The sequence below is a fragment of the Tessaracoccus coleopterorum genome, assembly GCF_011174705.1.
Taxonomy (GTDB): domain Bacteria; phylum Actinomycetota; class Actinomycetes; order Propionibacteriales; family Propionibacteriaceae; genus Arachnia; species Arachnia coleopterorum.
Window position 1 is genome coordinate 2,611,718 of sequence record NZ_JAANIJ010000001.1, and the last position, 15,647, is coordinate 2,627,364.

Sequence of the window (15,647 nt, forward strand, 5' to 3'; positions counted from 1 at the left end):
AGATCCTCTCCTTCGTCGACGGCGAGGTGGCGGGGCATCCCACGCCGGCCTGGGTCGCCGACGTCGAGCGTGGTCGCTCCGTTGCCCGGCTGCTGCGCAGGCTCGACGACGCCATGGAGCCGCTCGGCATCCCAGACGGCGTCGACGGGGGCCCCCGCCCGCCGGATCGCCGGAGCCCGTCGGCCCGCCCCCGACGCTGCTCGGGCACCGCGACGTGACGCCCGGGAACACGGTCTTCCGCGACGGGGTCGCCGTCGCCCTGATCGACTTCGACCTCGTCCGGCCCAGCTCCCGGGTCGACGAGGTGGTGAACCTGCTGCTGTGGTGGGCGGGCTGGCAGGCGCCCGAGGACCGCAACCAGGTCTTCGACGGCGTCGACGTCGCCGCGCACGCCCGCGCCCTCGTGGACGCCTACGGGCTTGACGCCGCGGACCGGGCCTGGCTCGTGCCCGTCTCGATCAGCGTGGCCGACCGGTCCTGGTTCTCGATGCGCGACCGTGCGGAGCGACTCGGGGCGGCTGGGCCCGGATGTGGGACGACGGTGTGGGCGACGCGATCCGCCGCCGTGGGCCTGGCTCAGGGCCTCGGCCGACCGGCTCGCCGCGGCCCTCTGATTCCCCGAATCCGGTCCCACCCGCACCCCAGGCCTTAGCCTGAGGCATGCGGATCACAGATGTCATCAACCACAAGGGCAGCGAGGTCGTCACCGCACGGCCCGATGAAGACGTGGCCCACCTCGTGGGCCTCCTCAGTTCCCGCAACATCGGCGCGGTGGTGATCGTCGACGACGAGGGACAGGTCGTGGGCATCGCAGGGGAGCGCGACATCGTCCGGGCACTCCACCGGTTCGGGACCGGCACCCTCACCCAACCGATCTCCGCGATCATGACCGGCGACGTGCACACCTGCGGCTTCGACGACGACCTCGCCGTCATCGCGGCCGCCATGACCGAGTTGCGGGTGCGACACATGCCGGTGCTGTCCGACGGGCGGCTCGCGGCCATCGTCTCCATCGGTGACCTGGTGAAGAACCGGATCGACCAGTTGCAGGTCGAACAGGAGCACCTCGTCCGGTATCTGCAGACGGCGCCGTAGGTCCCGCGTGAGGCTCACCTGGAACCACCTGCACGCGGACACCGTCGATCAGTGGGCCCGGCTCACCAACGAACTCGCGCGCGTCGACCGGACCGGGGAGTTCTACGAGGCCGACGACCTCGCGGAGGAACTCACCGAGGACGGCGTCACGCCCGCCCTCGACACGTGGGCGGTGTGGGACGGAGACACGATGGTCGCGTTCGCGCAGCTCAGGGTCGGGTCGACGACCGCAGACGACGGTACGGTGCGCCTGCAGATCGACGGGGGAGTGCTGCCCGACTGGCGGCGCCGCGGCATCGGCACCCGGTTGATGGACGAGGCGGAGGCACGCGCCCGCGCCCTGAACGCAACCCGGAACCCGGGCCTGCCGGGCACGTTGCGCGTCTCCGGCGGCCGGGAGGGTTCACCGGCCGAGGCGATGCTCGGTGCCCGCGGCTACCGCATCGCGCGCTACTTCACCCTGATGGAGCGACCCGTCCCGGCGACCCTGTGGCCCCGACAAAGCGCGGTCTGGCCTCCCCGACCCCGGAGGACCTCGAGGCGGTGCGGATCGCGCACAACGCCGCCTTCGTGGACCACTGGGGATCTTCGCCCTGGCCGCCGGAGCGGTGGCACGACCTGTGCACCGGTCGCCCGGCCCGGCCCCAGTTCTCGACGATCGCCCGCGACGAGTCGGGGCGGTGACGGCGTACGCGCTCGTGTCGCAGTACGTGCCCGACGAACTGTTCGTCGACCTGGTGGGCACCGTCCCGGCCGCCCGCGGCCAGGGGCTGGCGGCGGCGGTGCTCGGCCGCAGCATCGACCTGATCGCGGGGCCACCGGCATCCGGGTGCTCGGCCTCGAGGTCGACTCGGAGAGCCCCACCGGAGCCACCCGCCTCTATGAACGACTCGGGTTTGTGGCGAAGCACACCACGTCGACCATGATCCGCCCGGCCTGACGAGGGGGCGCCGTGCACATTCCTCCACCCGTCATCTTCGCCGCCGCCTGGGCGGCCCAGTCGCTGCTCATCAGGGCCGACGCCGACCCGACGCCCCGCCGGCGGCCATGAAGGCCGCGGGGGTGACGGTGGGCGTCGCCTCGCTTGCGCTGATGGGCGGCACGGTCGCCCAGTTCGGCAACGAGGGCACCACCGTCGACCCGGTGCACCCGAGATGGCGACCAGCCTCATCGTCACCGGTCCCAACCGCCTGACCCGCAACCCCATCTACCTCGGCTTCGCCGGCCTCCTGACGGCACACGCCCTGTGGCGCGCGACGCCCGCGGCACTGCTGCCCGTTGCGGGATTCGTCGCCGCGCTCACCCCGCAGATCGGGCACGAGGAGGAGGCGCTGCTCACCCGGTTCGGGGACGACTACGGCAGCTACGTGCGGCGCGTCCCGCGGTGGGTCGGCCGACCGCGCTCCTGAGCCTGTGAGCCGGCCGGGGCGTAGCGTCGAGGGGTCGGAAGGAGAACTCATGCCACGCGAGAGGGGCCCAGGGCCCAGCGTCAGGGACAAGGAACTCTACGAGGCGCTCCGGGAGGAGGGTAACTCCAAGGAGAAGTCCGCGCGCATCGCCAACGCCGCCGCGGCCACCTCGCGCAGCGAGGTCGGTCGCAGGGAGCGACCGCCGAGAACTACGAGGACCGCACGGTGCCCGAGTTGCGCCGCCGCGCGGCGGAGATCGGGGTGGAGGGACGCTCCAGGATGAACAAGGCCCAGCTGATCCACGCCCTGCGCAACCACTGAGCAGGGTCAGCCCGCGTTGGTCCTGCGCGCCAGGATCCGCATGCCCGCCGCCGTCAGGTCGGCCTCGATCGCATCGGTGTTGGGCGTGTTGAGACCCACCACCACGACGCTGGTGTCGAGGTTTCCCCGGTGCACGGCGAGGTGCTGGATGTTGGCCTGGTGCTTCGCGGTGATGCCGGTGAGCAGGCTCAGCACGCCCGGCTCGTCGAGCGCCTCGATCGTCAGCCGGGTGCCCTGGTCACGGAAGCCGAGCACGTCGATGAAGGAGTCGAGGATGTCGCTCTCGGTGATGACACCGATCAGCCGGTCGTCCTCCACCACGGGCAGCATCTCGATCTTCCCGTCGCGCAGGATGATGGCGGCCTCCTCGAGCAGCGCGTCGGGGAGACCACGACCGGCGGCCTGCTCATCACCTTGCCGACGGTGAGCTTGGACATGAGGTAGGTGGCCTCCTGAGCGCTCAGCGTCGTGGCCTTCGACGGCGAGGCGGCCGCGATGTCGTTGCGCGAGATGACGCCGATCACCTTCTGCCCGTCAACCACCGGCAGGTGCCGCACTCCGCGCTCATCCATCAGCGCGAGGGCGTCGGGATCGACCTGGTCGACTCCACGGTGAACGGGTTGGTGGTCATCCGCAGCTTGACGAACATCTCTCTCCTCCAGGAAAAGTCGGTGCCTCGGCCACCATCGGCCGACGCGCCCTCGCGGCCCAGATTAGTGGCCCCGCCCGCTGGCCGGGTGGGCGAGGCCCCGATAGCTAGTGTCCCGTGTCAGATATTCGCTGCGCTATGCGGCCCTCCGCTGGCGCCTCGCGGCGTTCTCCTCTCTCGACGAACGGCAAGGTGCGACTTCGATCGTCGGCCTTGCGATGCATCCAGCGGCGCGCCACCTATCATCAACGAACCTCTGACACGAAACACTAGCCGCCCAGGTAGGCGCGCTTGACCTCTTCGGTCTGCGCCAACTCCTTCGCGTCGCCGGAGAGCACCACGGAACCGGTCTCCAGCACGTAGGCGCGGTTGGCGATGTGCAGGGCGACGTTGGCGTTCTGCTCGACGAGCAGCACGGTGGTGCCCGCCTTGTTGATGGCGACGATGATGTCGAAGATCTCCTGCACGAGCAGCGGCGCGAGCCCCATCGAGGGTTCGTCCAGCAGCAGCATCTTCGGCTTCGCCATCAGAGCGCGGCCCATCGCAAGCATCTGCTGTTCGCCGCCCGAGAGGGTGCCTGCGAGCTGCTTCCTGCGTTCCGCGAGGATCGGGAAGCGCTGGTACACCTCGTCGAAGTCGGCCGCCACCGCGTCGCGGCGCAGGAAGGCGCCCAACTCCAGGTTCTCCAGCACCGTCATGTCGGGAAGATCCTGCGGCCCTCGGGCACGTGCGACATGCCCCGCTTGACCCGGTCCTGCGCCGAGAGGGAGGTGATGTCCTGGCCTCCCAGCGTGATGGTGCCCGCCGTCGGCCGCTTCAGACCCGACAGGGCCCGCAGCGTCGTGGTCTTCCCCGCACCGTTGGCCCCGATCAGCGTGACGATCTCGCCCTCATGGACCTCGAACGAGATGGACTTGATGGCGTTGATGACGCCGAAGTGGACCGCGAGGTCCGTGACCTCAAGCACTCGGGGCCTCCTCTCCCAGGTAGGCCTCGATGACCTTGGGGTTGTTCCGCACCTCGGCCGGGTGCCGGAGGCGATCACGATGCCGTGGTCGAGCACGTAGATGCGTTCGCAGATCTTCATCACGAGGCTCATGTCGTGCTCGATCAGCAGGATGGTCAGCCCGAACTGCTCGCGGAGCTGGGCGATGAGCCCGGTCAGCTCCGCGGTCTCGAACGGGTTCATGCCCGCGGCCGGCTCGTCGAGCAGCAGCAGCGACGGGTTGGTGGCCAGCGCGCGGGCGATCTCGAGATGACGCTGCTCGCCGTAGGACAGGTTGCGGGCCAGTTCGTCGGTCTTGCCGCCCAGCCGCATCAGGTCCAGCAGCGCGCGGCTCTCCTCCATGATCCGCCGCTCGCTCGCCCGTACGGAGGCAGGTGGAACAGCGACGCGAACAGGTTGTACGGCACGTTCTGCTGCAGCGCGATCGCGACGTTCTCGAGCACCGTGAGGTCCTTGAACAACCGGATGTTCTGGAACGTGCGGCCGACGCCTGCCGCGCAGATCCGGTGCGGGGCACGGCCGCCGATGGAGGTGGTGGTGCCGTCGATGGTGAGCTCGATGGTGCCGTCCGAGGGCGGGTAGACGCCGGTCAGCAGGTTGAACAGCGTGGTCTTCCCCGCGCCGTTGGGCCCGATGAGGCCGACCAGTTCCCCGTGTCGACGTGCAGGTTCGCCTCGTAGACGGCGGTGAGACCGCCGAAGTTGCGGGTGAGTTTCGTGACCTCGAGCAGGCTCATGAGGCCACCTCCGCCGTCTTGTTCCGCTTGAACACCCTCCCGAGGATGGTGTCGCTGACCTCCTTGGAGCCCATCAGGCCGCCGGGGCGGAAGATCATGATGAGCACCAGCACGAGCGAGTAGATGATCATGCGCACGTCGGAGAACTGGGCGAGCAGCATGGAGACGATGGCGAGCAGGATCGCGGCGATCACGCTGCCCGACATCGATCCGAGGCCGCCGAGCACGACGATCACCAGGATGTCGATCGACTTCAGGAAGCCGAACTGGTCGGGCTTGAGGAGGAAGAAGTAGGACGCGTAGAGGCCGCCGCCGATGCCAGCGAAGAAGGCACCGATGGTGAACGCCTGCACCTTCGCCGCGGTGGTGTTGACGCCGATGGCCTCGGCCGCGATCTCGTCCTCCCTGACGGCGATGGCGCGGCGCCCCTGGGAGCTGCGGATGTAGTTCCACAGCACGATCAGGGTCACCGCCGTGAACAGGAACGCCCAGTTCCAGTCGACCACCTGCGGGATGCCGGAGAGGCCGGCCGCCCCGTTCGTGATGGGCAGGTTGAGCAGCGCGACGCGGATGATCTCGGCCATGCCGAGGGTCGCGATGGCCAGGTAGTCGCCGCGGAGCCGGAGCGTCGGTAGGCCGACGAGGGCGCCGATCAGGGCGGCGGCCGTGGCTCCGGCGAGCATGCCGATCAGGAATGCGGGAACCTGCCCGACCACAGGGCCGAGGTGGATGCAGATCAGCGCGCACGTGTACGCGCCGACCGCCATGAAACCGGCGTGGCCCAGCGAGAACTGGCCGGTGAATCCGGTCACCAGGTTGAGGCTCGTGGCGAGGATGATGTTGACGCAGATCGTCACGATGATCGCGAAGATGTAGTCGTTTATCACGCCGAGGTTCATCAACGCCAGCACGACGACGTAGACGGCCACGAACGGCAGGGCGCGGAGCCCGATGCGCTTGAAGCTCTCCATCACACCTTCTCCTTCCGGTTCTTACCCAGCAGACCGGCCGGCTTGATGATCAGGATGAGGATCAGGATGGCGAAAACGACGCCGTCCTTGAACAGCGAGAGGCCGATGCTGGACACCAGCGTCTCGGCGCCGCCGATCACATAGCCGCCGATGAGGGCGCCCGGGATGATGCCGATGCCACCGAACACCGCCGCCACGAAGGCCTTGAGGCCGGGGATGATGCCCATCAGGGGGTTGATCGAGTTGTAGTAGACGCCCACCAGGACGCCAGCGGCGCCGGCCAGCGCCGACCCGATGGCGAAGGTGAAGGAGATGGTCCGGTCGACGCTGATGCCCATCAGCTGGGCCGCGTCCGGATCCTGCGACACGGCACGCATGGCCTTGCCCATCCGGGTCTTCTTCACGACGAACTGGAGCACCAGCATCAGGAAGACGGACACGCCGATGATCATGAGCTGCTGGTTCTTGATGATCACGCCACCGATGTTGAACGACCCGTTCATGAAGTCGGGCATCGCCGGGTAGGCGCGCGGGTCGGCGCCCACGAAGAACATCATCGTGTACTCGATCAGGAGCGAGACACCGATCGCGGTGATCAGCGCCGCGATGCGCGTCGAGTTACGCAACGGCCGGTAGGCCACCTTCTCGATCACCACGCCGAGGACCGCGCAGATCAGCATCGCGAGGATCAGCGACTCGAAGAACCCCAGGTGCAGGAACGACATGCTCGCGTAGCCGACGTAGGCGCCGACCATGTAGACGTCGCCGTGCGCGAAGTTGATCAGCTTGATGATGCCGTAGACCATCGTGTAGCCGAGCGCGATCAGTGCGTAGATGCTGCCCAGCGAGAGGCTGTTGATGAGTTGCTGCAGGAACTCGGTCACAGGCTTTCACCCCTTTCACCGGCGAGGCGCGGCACGGAGGATTCCCGCGCCGCGCCCGCACACGGGAGTATGTCAGCCGATCTTCTCGCTGGAGGCCTGCACGCCGTCCTTGAGGCCGATCACGACGATCGACTTGACCGGGTTGTGGTGCTCGTCGATGTCGAAGGTGCCGGTGACGCCGACGAAGCCCTTGGTGGAGGCCATCGCCTGCTGGACGGCCGACCCGGTGAGCTCGGAGGCCCGGCCGATCGCGTCGGCGACGAAGTGGCCGAGGTCGTAGCCCAGGGCGTGGAACGCGTTCGGCTCCTCGCCGTTCTTGGCCTTGAACGCCTCGATGAACGCGGTGACCTTGGGGTCCTTGTCGATCGAGGAGTAGTGGTTGGTGAAGTACACGTCGTTCAGGGCCGCGGCGCCGCCGAGCTCGAGCAGCGTGGGGAGTCGAAGCCGTCGGCGCCGAGCACAGGGGCGGTGATGCCGAGGTCGCGGGCCTGCTTGATGATGAGGCCGGCCTCCGAGTAGTAGCCGGGGAGGAACACGACGTCGAAGCTCTGGCCCTTGATGCGGGTGAGGATCGTGTTGAAGTCGGTCTCGCCGGCCACGAAGGCCTCTTCGCCGACGATCGAGCCGCCGAGCTTGCCGAACTCCTCGGTGAACGCCGCGGCGAGGCCCTTCGAGTAGTCGCTCGAGTTGTCCTTGATGATGACGGCCGTCTTCGCCGACAGGTTCTCGGCGGCGAACTTCGCCATGATGGTGCCCTGGAACGAGTCGCTGAAGCAGATGCGGAAGGCATACTCCTGCAGCGTCTTCCCGTCCCATGTGACGTCGTCGGCGGTGGCGGAGCCGGAGACGACCGGCACCTTGTTCTTGTTCGCCACGGGGATGGTGGCCTTGAAGTTGCCGGACGTCGCGGGGCCCATGGCCGCGATGACGCCGTCGTTGGTCATCAGCTTGGTGGCGAGCGTGGTGGCTTCGGCCGCGTCGGACTTGTTGTCGTATTCGACCGGCTCGATCTTCTTGCCCGCGACGCCGCCGGCCTCGTTGATCTCGTCGATGGCCATCTTGATGCCGAGGACCGAGGCCTGGCCGTAGGTGGCGACGCCGCCGGAGAGCTCGTAGTTGAGGCCCACGCGGATCGTGTCACCGGCGGCCTTCCCGCCGCCTCCGCCGGGTGTGGCGGAGCAGGCGGTGGTGGCCGCGACGGCGGCGACGGCGCTGGCACCCAGCAGGGTGCGGCGACTGAGGTTCATGTGTCATTCTCCCAGGTCGGTGGGTGGGGATCTGTCACGCGGGGCGTGACGTTGGGGACATCTAAGCACCCGGGAGCCGGGTTCCGGACTGTGGTTACCAAAGCGAGACAACGCGATCCGATGTAACCAAACCCGTGTACCGGGGTTATGGGGCGCGTCCCGGGGGCCTCAGCTGAGGGCCGGGCCTCCACCGTGACACCGGCCTCGCGCAGCCGCAGGTGCACGGCACCGGTGGAGGCCGCGTGCACCGCGGCGGTCAGCGACGTCAGGACCGTGGTGCGGAAACCCTCCGAAGCCGCGTCCGTTGCGGTCGCCGCGACGCAGTAGTCGGTGGCGATCCCGCACACGTCGACGTCGGTGATCCCACGCAGGCCGAGCCAGCGGGCGAGCGGGACGCCGTCGGCGGTGGCGCCCTCGAAGCCCGAGTAGGCCGCCTCGAAGGTGCCCTTGTCGAAGACGGCATCGAAACCGAACCCGGCCAGCGCGGGGTGCAGTTCCTGGCCCGGGGTACCGACGACGCAGTGCGGTGGCCAGCTGTCGACAAAGTCGGGGGTGGCGGAGAAGTGGGCGCCGGGGTCGATGTGGTGGTCGCGCGTCGCGACGACAGCGTCGTAGCCGTGGCCGCCCGCGAGCAGTTCCGCGATGTCGGTCGCGACCCGGATTCCGCCGTCGACGCCGAGGGCGCCGCCCTCGCAGAAGTCGACCTGCACGTCGACCACGATCAGTGCCCTGCCATCGATACCTCCCGCTCCGGTGTCGCCCCAGCCTATCCGGCAGGGGCGCAGCGCCGGGGCGGCGACGCGGTAGCGTCACCCGGGTGACCCCTCAGATCCACGTTTCAGCCGTCGTCCTGACCGACCAGGTGGGCCGCGTGCTGCTGGTGCGCAAGCGCGGCACGGGGATGTGGATGAACCCTGGCGGCAAACCTGAGCCGGGGGAGTCCCCTGAGCGGTGCGGGGCGCGGGAGGTGGCCGAGGAGCTCGGGCTCACCCTCGACCCGGCCGAGTTGGTGCCGCTCGGGGAGTATGCCGCCCCGCCGCGAACGAGCCCGGCCACACCGTCGTGTCGCAGTGCTTCCGGTGGCCCACGCCGATCGGGCCGGACGTGCGCCCGGCGGCCGAGATCGAGGCCCTCCGGTGGGTCGGCCCCGAGCAGTTGGGCGACCCCACGCTCGCGCCGCTCTTCGTGGACGCGATCGTGCCTCTCCTGGGTGGGGTGTGGCTAGTGTGATGCCCATGCAGACAGTCAAGGGCGTCGTCGCCCGCGCAAAGGGTCAGCCGGTTGAGCTCGTCGACGTCCATGTGCCGGATCCCGGGCCGGGGGAAGCGGTCGTGGCCATCCAGGCGTGCGGCGTGTGTCACACCGACCTCCACTACCGCGAGGGCGGCATCAACGACGACTTCCCGTTCCTGCTCGGCCACGAGGCGGCAGGCATCGTCGAGGCCGTAGGGGCGGGTGTCACCAATGTGAGCCCCGGCGACTACGTGGTCCTCAACTGGCGGGCGGTGTGCGGCGACTGCCGGGCGTGCCGCCGCGGCGAGCCGCAGTACTGTTTCAACACCTTCAATGCCACGCAGAAGATGACGCTCACCGACGGTACCGAACTCACCCCCGCGCTCGGCATCGGGGCGTTCATCGAGAAGACCCTCGTCCACTCCGGCCAGTGCACCCCGTCGACCCGGCGGCCAGCCCCGCGGCCGCAGGGCTCCTCGGCTGCGGCGTGATGGCGGGCCTCGGGGCCGCGATCAACACCGGCTCGGTGACCCGCGGCAGGTCCGTCGCGGTGATCGGCTGCGGCGGCGTCGGCTGCGCGGCCGTGGCCGGCTCGGCGCTGGCTGGCGCAGGCACCGTCATCGCCGTCGATCTCGACGACCGCAAGCTCGAATGGGCCCGCGGGATGGGCGCCACCCACACCGTGAACTCCCGGGACACCGACCCCGTCGAGGCGATCAGGGAACTCACCGGGGGTTCGGCGCCGATGTGGTGATCGACGCTGTCGGCATCCCCGAGACCTGGAAGCAGGCCTTCTATGCGCGCGACCTGGCGGGCACCGTCGTCCTGGTCGGCGTCCCGCACCCGGACGCCAAGGTGCCGGACATCCCGCTGATCGACGTGTTCGGGCGCGGCGGCTCGCTGAAGTCGAGTTGGTACGGCGACTGCCTGCCCTCGCGTGACTTCCCGATGCTGATCGACCTGTATCTCCAGGGGCGGCTCGACCTGGATGCGTTCGTCAGCGAGGAGATCGGCATCGGCGACATCGACGCGGCGTTCGAGAAGATGCACCGTGGTGAGGTCCTCCGCTCGGTGGTGATCCTGTGATCACGCACGCCGTCACCAGCGGCAGCTTCTCCCTCGACGGGCAGACGTTCGACGTGGACAACAACGTGTGGCTCGTCGGCGACGAGCGTGAGGTGATCGTCATCGACGCCCCGCACGATGTCGACGCCATCCTCGCCGCGGTCGGCGGCCGCCGTGTCCAGGCGATCGTCTGCACCCATGCGCACGACGATCACGTGCGCTACGCCCCGAACTGGCCGACCGGACCGGGGCGCCGATCTGGCTGCACCCGGACGATGCGCCGCTGTGGGAGCTGACCCACCCGCACCGGCGGTGGGACCACGACCTCGCCGACGGGCAGGAGTTCGCCGTCGGCCCCGTGACACTGCAGGTGATCCACACCCCCGGCCATGCGCCCGGCGCAGTGTGCCTCTACTCGCCGACGCTCGGCTGCGTCTTCACCGGAGACACCCTCTTCAACGGGGGCCCCGGGGCGACGGGTCGGTCCTTCAGCAGCCGGCCCCAGATCGAGGACTCGGTCAGGAGGCGGCTCTTCGTGCTACCGGACGACACCGTCGTCCACACGGGCCACGGCGACGACACCACCATCGGTGCCGAGGCGGAGCTGCTGGGCAGGGGCTGAGCCCCGTCAGCCAACCGAGATCGTCATCGAGAGCCGCCTGTCGCCGCCGGCGGGCAGCTCGACCGGGTGGCCCTTGACGCAGCCGTACTCGACGCAGACGAAGCGTTCCCACTCGTCGCCCGGTACCTGTTTGTTGGCGGGGCCGGGGTTCCACACGATCAGCGACTCCGCGCCCTCCGACGAGAGTGAGAGGCGGCCCTCGGCGGAGTCGACCGTCGCGGGGCAGGCCGCGTCGTAGACGCGGTCGAGGTAGCCACCGAGCACAACCGGTGGGTCGGCCGCGCCACGCGAACCGTCCGTGAAGTCGGTGAACGGCACCCCACCCAGACCGTCGACGCGCCCCGAGCGCGTGTCGGTCAGGAGGTAGGGGTGCAGCGCCATCTCGACGGTGGCCGCCACGGACGGCGAGGTCACCGTCAGGTCGAGCCTCAGCCGGGTGGCGTCGGCCGCCACCTCGAGCTCGTAGCGGAGATCGGACGGGAACCGGTCGGCGCCGGGCAGGTGCGCGGTGGCGGTGGCGTCGGTGGCGTAACGCAGCCGGGCACCCGCGTCGTCCCCCGACGCGTCCAGCAGCCGCCACCTCACCCTGGGTACGACGCCGTGCACGAACGGGACCGCCCAGCCCCGGGGCCGCCCCGAACCAGGGAGCACACACGGGATGCCCCCGTGCCACATGTCGGCCGTGTCGATCACCGCGTCGGATGCGGTGAACAGCACCTCCCGACCGGCCGGCCGCCAGGACGTGACGGTCGCTCCGATCTCGTGCGCCGACACGTCGCCCCATGCGCCGCTGAGCATGGTGCAGCCCTCAAGCATCGTCATGGCGAAACGGTATCGCCCGAGGGTGCGTCGCGGTATCGTGCCGTGGCCAGCGCTCACTTAGGATTGCTCACATGCCTACGATCCGACCTGCCAACGCCAAGGACATCGAGGCGATCACCGCCATCTACAACGAGGCAGGAGTGGGCACGACGGCGTCCTACGCGCTCGAACCCGTCACCGTCGACGACCGCCGCGCCTGGTTCGACCGCCTCGCCGGCGGCAACTTCCCCGTCCTCGTCTTCGAGGACGGCGGCGTCGTGACGGGATACGCGAGCTACGGACCCTTCCGGTCGCTCGGTGGCTACGCCAACACCGTCGAGCACAGCGTCTACATCGCCTCCGGACACCGGGCCGCCGGGGCAGGACGGATGCTCATGATGGCGCTGATCGACGTCGCCCGCGGCGCTGGCGTGCACGTGATGGTGGGGGTGATCGACGGCGCCAACACCGAGTCCATCGCGTTCCACGAGCGGCTCGGGTTCGAGGTGACGGGGCGGTTGCCCGAGGTCGGCCACAAGTTCGGACAGTGGCGCGACGTGGTGTTCGTCACGCGGATCCTCGCCTGAGGCCACCGCTTTCCCGCCGGATCGGCGGCACACTACGATGGCACCCATGGCTTATCACGCGGACGCGACCGACCTCGACGAGAAGGAGATCCTGACCTGGGAGGTTTTCGGGTCCGCGACGCGGGAGCTCTCCCAGGATGTGGTCGATTCCGGCTTCACGCCGCAGATGATCATCGCGGTGGCGCGCGGTGGACTCACGCTGGCCGGGGCCATGACGTACGCGCTCGGAGTCAAGCTCAGTGACGCCATCAATGTCGAGTTCTACACCGACGTCAACGAGACCCTCGCCGATCCGGTGCTCCTCGCCCCGATGCTCGACACCGAGTCCATCGCCGGGCAGCGGATCCTGGTGGTCGACGACGTCGCCGACTCAGGCCGCACGCTCGGCCTCGTCATGAAGCTGCTGCGCGGGTTCGGGGCCGAGGTCCGCTCCGCGGTGCTGTACGCCAAGCCGCGCTCGATCGTGCGCCCCGACTTCGTGTGGAAGTCGACCGAGCAGTGGATCGTGTTCCCATGGTCGGCGCAACCGCCAGTCGTGAAGGGTGAGTGATGGCAGAGATCAGGAAGTTCGACCCCGACAGCGCAGACGAGTTGCAGCGGCTCGTCCGCGAGCAGATCGGCGACACGATGATGCCCCGCCCGGCGGGCGCCCCGCAGACCGACGAGGCGGAGCCGGAACCCCAGCCCGAGGCCGGGCCCGCCGCCGCAGAACTGGGAACGTACGGGTCGTTCCTGTCCTACGGAGGCGACTCCGCACCGTGAGACTGCCGAGGGCCACGTCCCGGCCCCGGCAGCTGACATGTAGGCTCACGCCCGTAAACGCCGCCCACGAACATTCCGCACAACAAAGTAGTTAGGACAAACTGTGACTCTCGAGTGGACCGAACAGGACGCCCGCGCGGTCGACACGGCACGCATCCTTGCCGTCGACGCGGTCGAGAAGACCGGAAACGGGCACCCCGGCACCCCGTGTCGCTCTCCCCGGTGGCATACCTGCTCTACCAGAAGGTGATGAACACCGACCCCGCGACCCGTCGTGGCTCGGTCGTGACCGGTTCATTCTCTCCGCCGGCCACGCGTCGGTCCTGCAGTATGCGCAGCTGTACCTCGGCGGCCTCGGCCTCGAGCTTGAGGACATCGAGAACCTGCGCATCTGGGGCTCCAGGACGCCCGGCCACCCCGAGTACGGCCACACCGACTTCGTCGAGTGCACCACCGGCCCGCTCGGTGCGGGCATCTCCAACGCCGTCGGCATGGCGATGGCCGCGCGCCGCGAACACGGCATCTACGACCCCGGGACCCCGCTCGGCGAGTCGGTGTTCGACCACTTCGTCTACACGATCGCCGGCGACGGCTGCATGCAGGAGGGCGTCGCCTCCGAGGCCTCCTCGCTGGCCGGCACGCAGAACCTCGGCAACCTCGTCCTCATCTACGACGACAACCGCATCACCATCGAGGGCGACACCGACATCTCCTTCAACGAAGACGTCGACGCGCGCTACGAGTCGTACGGCTGGCACGTCCAGCACGTCGACTGGACCGGCGGCGGCACCGCCTACGAGGAGAACATCCAGGCGCTCCACGACGCCATCGAGGCCGCGAAGGCCGTCACCGACAAGCCCAGCTACATCCGCCTCACCACTGTGATCGGCTGGCCGCTTCCCAACAAGCAGGGCCACCACTCGATCCACGGCTCCAAGATCGGCGGCGACGAGATCGCCGCGCTGAAGGACCTGCTGAAGTTCGAGCAGAAGCCGTTCGCCGTCGACGCCGAGGTCGTCGCGGCCTCGCGCGCCAACCTCGCCACCCGCGGCGCGGCCGCCCGCGAGGCGTGGGACGCGAAGTTCGCCGCGTGGGCAGCCGCCAACCCGGAGCAGGCGGAGCTCCTGCGCCGTGTCCAGTCCCGCAAGCTGCCCGAGAACTTCAGCCTCCCCGTCTTCGAGGAGGGCAAGAAATCGACCCGCGCCGCCTCCGGCGAGGTGCTGAGCGAGTTGGCCGACCAGTTGCCCGAGCTGTGGGGCGGCTCCGCCGATCTTGCTGGCTCGAACAACACCACCATGAAGGGTCAGCCCTCCTTCCTGCCCGCCGAGCGGGTCACGAAGGACTGGGCGGGCAACCAGTTCGGGCGCACGCTGCACTTCGGCATCCGTGAGCACGCCATGGGCGGCATCATCAACGGCATCAACCTGTCGGGCCTCACCCGCGCCTACGGCGGCACGTTCCTCGTGTTCGCCGACTACATGCGCCCCGCGGTCCGCCTCGCGTCGCTGATGAACCTCGACTCCATCTTCGTGTGGACCCACGACTCCATCGGGTCGGCGAGGACGGCCCCACCCATCAGCCGATCGAGCACCTGGCCTCGCTCCGCGCGATCCCCGGCCTGTCCATCGTGCGCCCTCGGACGCCAACGAGACCTCGGTCGCCTGGGGCGAGATCCTGCGCCGCACGGACCGTCCCGCCGGCATCATCCTGTCGCGGCAGGACCTCCCGACGATCCCGCGCGGCGACCGCTTCGCCTCGGCGGAGGGCGTCGCCCAGGGCGGCTACGTCGTCAGCGAGGCGTCCGGTGACGTCCAGGTGATCCTGATCGGCACCGGCTCGGAGCTGTCCGTCGCGCTGGCCGCGCAGGAGAAGCTCGAGGCCGACGGCATCCCGACCCGCGTGGTCTCGATGCCCTGCCAGGAGTGGTTCGACGAGCAGAGCGCCGAGTACCGCGAATCGGTGCTGCCCGCCGCCGTGACGGCGCGCGTCAGCGTCGAGGCAGGCATCGCGATGGGCTGGGCCAAGTACGTCGGGGCCAGGGCGCGTCCGTGAGCATCGAGCACTTCGGTGCCTCGGCCGCCGGCGGCAAGCTGTTCGAGGAGTTCGGCTTCACCGCCGACAACGTCGCGGCGACCGCGAAGGGCCTCATCGCCTGAGTTCGTTTCCGAACACAGAAGGCCCCTCCCTCGGGAGGGCCTTCTGCGTTCGGCGCGATCCGCAGCCGGGCGGCCCGGGGCATTGTGTCGATCCGTAAGCTGG

General features: G+C 69.2%; 25 protein-coding genes and 6 pseudogenes. 16 read left to right on the forward strand and 15 right to left on the reverse strand.

The genetic code is table 11. The features are described from left to right. Positions 1-49: 49 nt before the first annotated feature. The 7 genes and pseudogenes from G7085_RS16820 (at position 50) to G7085_RS27225 (ending at position 2,825) form a co-directional block, all read left to right on the forward strand. Positions 50-652, forward strand: a complete 603-nt coding sequence (locus G7085_RS16820; protein ID WP_231980600.1) for a phosphotransferase — start codon at positions 50-52, stop codon at positions 650-652. Positions 653-660: 8 nt separating this feature from the next. Continuing rightward, positions 661-1,095 carry a CBS domain-containing protein gene (locus tag G7085_RS16825; RefSeq protein WP_197511826.1) on the forward strand — a complete coding sequence of 145 codons (435 nt, stop codon included), beginning with the start codon at positions 661-663 and terminating at the stop codon, positions 1,093-1,095. Between the two features lie 7 nt (positions 1,096-1,102). Next, the gene (locus tag G7085_RS16830; protein ID WP_197511827.1) at positions 1,103-2,035 is read left to right on the forward strand and encodes a GNAT family N-acetyltransferase; all 933 of its coding nucleotides are present in this window, start codon (positions 1,103-1,105) and stop codon (positions 2,033-2,035) included. A 107-nt stretch (positions 2,036-2,142) separates the two neighbouring features. Next, on the forward strand, positions 2,143-2,289 hold the full coding sequence (locus G7085_RS16835) for a hypothetical protein (protein WP_197511828.1): 147 nt from the start codon (positions 2,143-2,145) through the stop codon (positions 2,287-2,289). After that, positions 2,250-2,504 carry a methyltransferase family protein gene (locus G7085_RS16840; RefSeq protein WP_197511829.1) on the forward strand — a complete coding sequence of 85 codons (255 nt, stop codon included), beginning with the start codon at positions 2,250-2,252 and terminating at the stop codon, positions 2,502-2,504. Before G7085_RS16835 ends, G7085_RS16840 begins: the two co-directional genes overlap by 40 nt. A 49-nt stretch (positions 2,505-2,553) precedes the next feature. Further along, a pseudogene (locus G7085_RS36395) lies at positions 2,554-2,688 on the forward strand (DUF7218 family protein); the annotation flags it as partial. A gap of 41 nt (positions 2,689-2,729) precedes the next feature. Further along, positions 2,730-2,825 (forward strand): Rho termination factor N-terminal domain-containing protein, encoded by a 96-nt coding sequence (locus G7085_RS27225; protein ID WP_331715748.1) that lies wholly within the window; start codon positions 2,730-2,732, stop codon positions 2,823-2,825. A 6-nt stretch (positions 2,826-2,831) separates the two neighbouring features. Here G7085_RS27225 and G7085_RS16850 read toward each other — a convergent pair whose 3' ends face one another. From G7085_RS16850 to G7085_RS16900, 14 genes and pseudogenes are all read right to left on the reverse strand, one after another. Beyond that, positions 2,832-3,155, reverse strand: coding sequence for a CBS domain-containing protein (locus G7085_RS16850; protein WP_231979639.1), 324 nt, complete (start codon positions 3,153-3,155; stop codon positions 2,832-2,834). Continuing rightward, positions 3,125-3,397 carry a CBS domain-containing protein gene (locus tag G7085_RS16855; protein WP_197511830.1) on the reverse strand — a complete coding sequence of 91 codons (273 nt, stop codon included), beginning with the start codon at positions 3,395-3,397 and terminating at the stop codon, positions 3,125-3,127. Before G7085_RS16855 ends, G7085_RS16850 begins: the two co-directional genes overlap by 31 nt. Before the next feature lie 346 nt (positions 3,398-3,743). Beyond that, positions 3,744-4,166, reverse strand: a complete 423-nt coding sequence (locus G7085_RS36400) for an ABC transporter ATP-binding protein (protein ID WP_456300401.1) — start codon at positions 4,164-4,166, stop codon at positions 3,744-3,746. Positions 4,167-4,168: 2 nt separating this feature from the next. Further along, positions 4,169-4,441, reverse strand: coding sequence for an ATP-binding cassette domain-containing protein (locus G7085_RS36405; RefSeq protein ID WP_456300416.1), 273 nt, complete (start codon positions 4,439-4,441; stop codon positions 4,169-4,171). Further along, positions 4,434-4,493, reverse strand: a complete 60-nt coding sequence (locus tag G7085_RS36410) for an ABC transporter ATP-binding protein C-terminal domain-containing protein (RefSeq protein ID WP_456300417.1) — start codon at positions 4,491-4,493, stop codon at positions 4,434-4,436. Before G7085_RS36410 ends, G7085_RS36405 begins: the two co-directional genes overlap by 8 nt. Before the next feature lie 236 nt (positions 4,494-4,729). After that, positions 4,730-4,822: pseudogene (locus G7085_RS36415) on the reverse strand (ABC transporter ATP-binding protein); the annotation flags it as partial. After that, the gene (locus G7085_RS36420; protein WP_331715749.1) at positions 4,792-4,941 is read right to left on the reverse strand and encodes a hypothetical protein; all 150 of its coding nucleotides are present in this window, start codon (positions 4,939-4,941) and stop codon (positions 4,792-4,794) included. The pseudogene G7085_RS36415 and the gene G7085_RS36420, both read right to left, overlap by 31 nt. A gap of 12 nt (positions 4,942-4,953) precedes the next feature. After that, positions 4,954-5,127, reverse strand: a pseudogene (locus tag G7085_RS36425) (ATP-binding cassette domain-containing protein); the annotation flags it as partial. Beyond that, positions 5,070-5,216 (reverse strand): hypothetical protein, encoded by a 147-nt coding sequence (locus tag G7085_RS36430; protein ID WP_197511831.1) that lies wholly within the window; start codon positions 5,214-5,216, stop codon positions 5,070-5,072. The gene G7085_RS36430 and the pseudogene G7085_RS36425, both read right to left, overlap by 58 nt. Then, entirely contained in the window at positions 5,213-6,187 is a 975-nt protein-coding gene (locus G7085_RS16880) for a branched-chain amino acid ABC transporter permease (protein ID WP_197511832.1), read from the reverse strand. The genes G7085_RS36430 and G7085_RS16880 overlap by 4 nt, the downstream gene beginning before the upstream one ends. Further along, entirely contained in the window at positions 6,187-7,071 is an 885-nt protein-coding gene (locus G7085_RS16885) for a branched-chain amino acid ABC transporter permease (RefSeq protein ID WP_197511833.1), read from the reverse strand. Before G7085_RS16885 ends, G7085_RS16880 begins: the two co-directional genes overlap by 1 nt. 72 nt (positions 7,072-7,143) lie before the next feature. Further along, positions 7,144-7,464 (reverse strand): ABC transporter substrate-binding protein, encoded by a 321-nt coding sequence (locus tag G7085_RS30935; protein WP_197511834.1) that lies wholly within the window; start codon positions 7,462-7,464, stop codon positions 7,144-7,146. A gap of 5 nt (positions 7,465-7,469) precedes the next feature. Next, on the reverse strand, positions 7,470-8,318 hold the full coding sequence (locus G7085_RS16895; protein ID WP_197511835.1) for an ABC transporter substrate-binding protein: 849 nt from the start codon (positions 8,316-8,318) through the stop codon (positions 7,470-7,472). A gap of 188 nt (positions 8,319-8,506) precedes the next feature. Further along, positions 8,507-9,058, reverse strand: a pseudogene (locus G7085_RS16900) (isochorismatase family protein); the annotation flags it as partial. 77 nt (positions 9,059-9,135) lie between these two features. Here G7085_RS16900 and G7085_RS16905 point away from each other — a divergent pair. The 5 genes and pseudogenes from G7085_RS16905 (at position 9,136) to G7085_RS33010 (ending at position 11,238) form a co-directional block, all read left to right on the forward strand. Beyond that, the gene (locus G7085_RS16905) at positions 9,136-9,543 is read left to right on the forward strand and encodes an NUDIX hydrolase (protein ID WP_197511836.1); all 408 of its coding nucleotides are present in this window, start codon (positions 9,136-9,138) and stop codon (positions 9,541-9,543) included. Positions 9,544-9,553: 10 nt separating this feature from the next. Further along, complete coding sequence (locus G7085_RS36435; protein WP_231979640.1) at positions 9,554-10,042, forward strand: alcohol dehydrogenase catalytic domain-containing protein; 489 nt, start codon at positions 9,554-9,556, stop codon at positions 10,040-10,042. Next, a pseudogene (locus tag G7085_RS36440) lies at positions 10,042-10,637 on the forward strand (zinc-binding dehydrogenase). Before G7085_RS36435 ends, G7085_RS36440 begins: the two are co-directional and overlap by 1 nt. Beyond that, the gene (locus G7085_RS33005) at positions 10,634-10,912 is read left to right on the forward strand and encodes an MBL fold metallo-hydrolase (protein ID WP_331715751.1); all 279 of its coding nucleotides are present in this window, start codon (positions 10,634-10,636) and stop codon (positions 10,910-10,912) included. Before G7085_RS36440 ends, G7085_RS33005 begins: the two are co-directional and overlap by 4 nt. Beyond that, the gene (locus tag G7085_RS33010) at positions 10,900-11,238 is read left to right on the forward strand and encodes an MBL fold metallo-hydrolase (protein ID WP_331716018.1); all 339 of its coding nucleotides are present in this window, start codon (positions 10,900-10,902) and stop codon (positions 11,236-11,238) included. The genes G7085_RS33005 and G7085_RS33010 overlap by 13 nt, the downstream gene beginning before the upstream one ends. Before the next feature lie 6 nt (positions 11,239-11,244). On the opposite strand, the gene G7085_RS16920 is transcribed toward G7085_RS33010, so the two are convergent. After that, entirely contained in the window at positions 11,245-12,054 is an 810-nt protein-coding gene (locus G7085_RS16920; RefSeq protein ID WP_197511837.1) for an aldose epimerase family protein, read from the reverse strand. Between the two features lie 77 nt (positions 12,055-12,131). On the opposite strand from G7085_RS16920, the gene G7085_RS16925 reads away from it, so the two are divergent. From G7085_RS16925 to tkt, 4 genes and pseudogenes are all read left to right on the forward strand, one after another. Beyond that, complete coding sequence (locus G7085_RS16925) at positions 12,132-12,626, forward strand: GNAT family N-acetyltransferase (RefSeq protein WP_197511838.1); 495 nt, start codon at positions 12,132-12,134, stop codon at positions 12,624-12,626. Positions 12,627-12,672: 46 nt separating this feature from the next. Beyond that, the gene (locus G7085_RS16930) at positions 12,673-13,176 is read left to right on the forward strand and encodes a phosphoribosyltransferase (protein ID WP_197511839.1); all 504 of its coding nucleotides are present in this window, start codon (positions 12,673-12,675) and stop codon (positions 13,174-13,176) included. Beyond that, on the forward strand, positions 13,176-13,388 hold the full coding sequence (locus G7085_RS16935; RefSeq protein ID WP_197511840.1) for a hypothetical protein: 213 nt from the start codon (positions 13,176-13,178) through the stop codon (positions 13,386-13,388). The genes G7085_RS16930 and G7085_RS16935 overlap by 1 nt, the downstream gene beginning before the upstream one ends. 103 nt (positions 13,389-13,491) lie before the next feature. Continuing rightward, positions 13,492-15,544 (forward strand): annotated as a pseudogene (gene tkt, locus G7085_RS16940) (transketolase). Positions 15,545-15,647 lie beyond the last annotated feature (103 nt).

Bases quoted from the DNA above. Each gene is read 5' to 3' on its own strand.
- G7085_RS16930 (WP_197511839.1), top strand. From the start codon at position 12,673: ATGGCTTATCACGCGGACGCGACCGACCTCGACGAGAAGGAGATCCTG.
- G7085_RS16855 (WP_197511830.1), bottom strand. From the start codon at position 3,397: ATGGATGAGCGCGGAGTGCGGCACCTGCCGGTGGTTGACGGGCAGAAG.
- G7085_RS16925 (WP_197511838.1), top strand. From the start codon at position 12,132: ATGCCTACGATCCGACCTGCCAACGCCAAGGACATCGAGGCGATCACC.
- G7085_RS16920 (WP_197511837.1), bottom strand. From the start codon at position 12,054: ATGCTTGAGGGCTGCACCATGCTCAGCGGCGCATGGGGCGACGTGTCG.
- G7085_RS16880 (WP_197511832.1), bottom strand. From the start codon at position 6,187: ATGGAGAGCTTCAAGCGCATCGGGCTCCGCGCCCTGCCGTTCGTGGCC.
- G7085_RS36435 (WP_231979640.1), top strand. From the start codon at position 9,554: ATGCAGACAGTCAAGGGCGTCGTCGCCCGCGCAAAGGGTCAGCCGGTT.
- G7085_RS36430 (WP_197511831.1), bottom strand. From the start codon at position 5,216: ATGAGCCTGCTCGAGGTCACGAAACTCACCCGCAACTTCGGCGGTCTC.
- G7085_RS16895 (WP_197511835.1), bottom strand. From the start codon at position 8,318: ATGAACCTCAGTCGCCGCACCCTGCTGGGTGCCAGCGCCGTCGCCGCC.
- G7085_RS16935 (WP_197511840.1), top strand. From the start codon at position 13,176: ATGGCAGAGATCAGGAAGTTCGACCCCGACAGCGCAGACGAGTTGCAG.
- G7085_RS16850 (WP_231979639.1), bottom strand. From the start codon at position 3,155: ATGCTGCCCGTGGTGGAGGACGACCGGCTGATCGGTGTCATCACCGAG.
- G7085_RS16835 (WP_197511828.1), top strand. From the start codon at position 2,143: ATGAAGGCCGCGGGGGTGACGGTGGGCGTCGCCTCGCTTGCGCTGATG.
- G7085_RS16825 (WP_197511826.1), top strand. From the start codon at position 661: ATGCGGATCACAGATGTCATCAACCACAAGGGCAGCGAGGTCGTCACC.
- G7085_RS16840 (WP_197511829.1), top strand. From the start codon at position 2,250: ATGGCGACCAGCCTCATCGTCACCGGTCCCAACCGCCTGACCCGCAAC.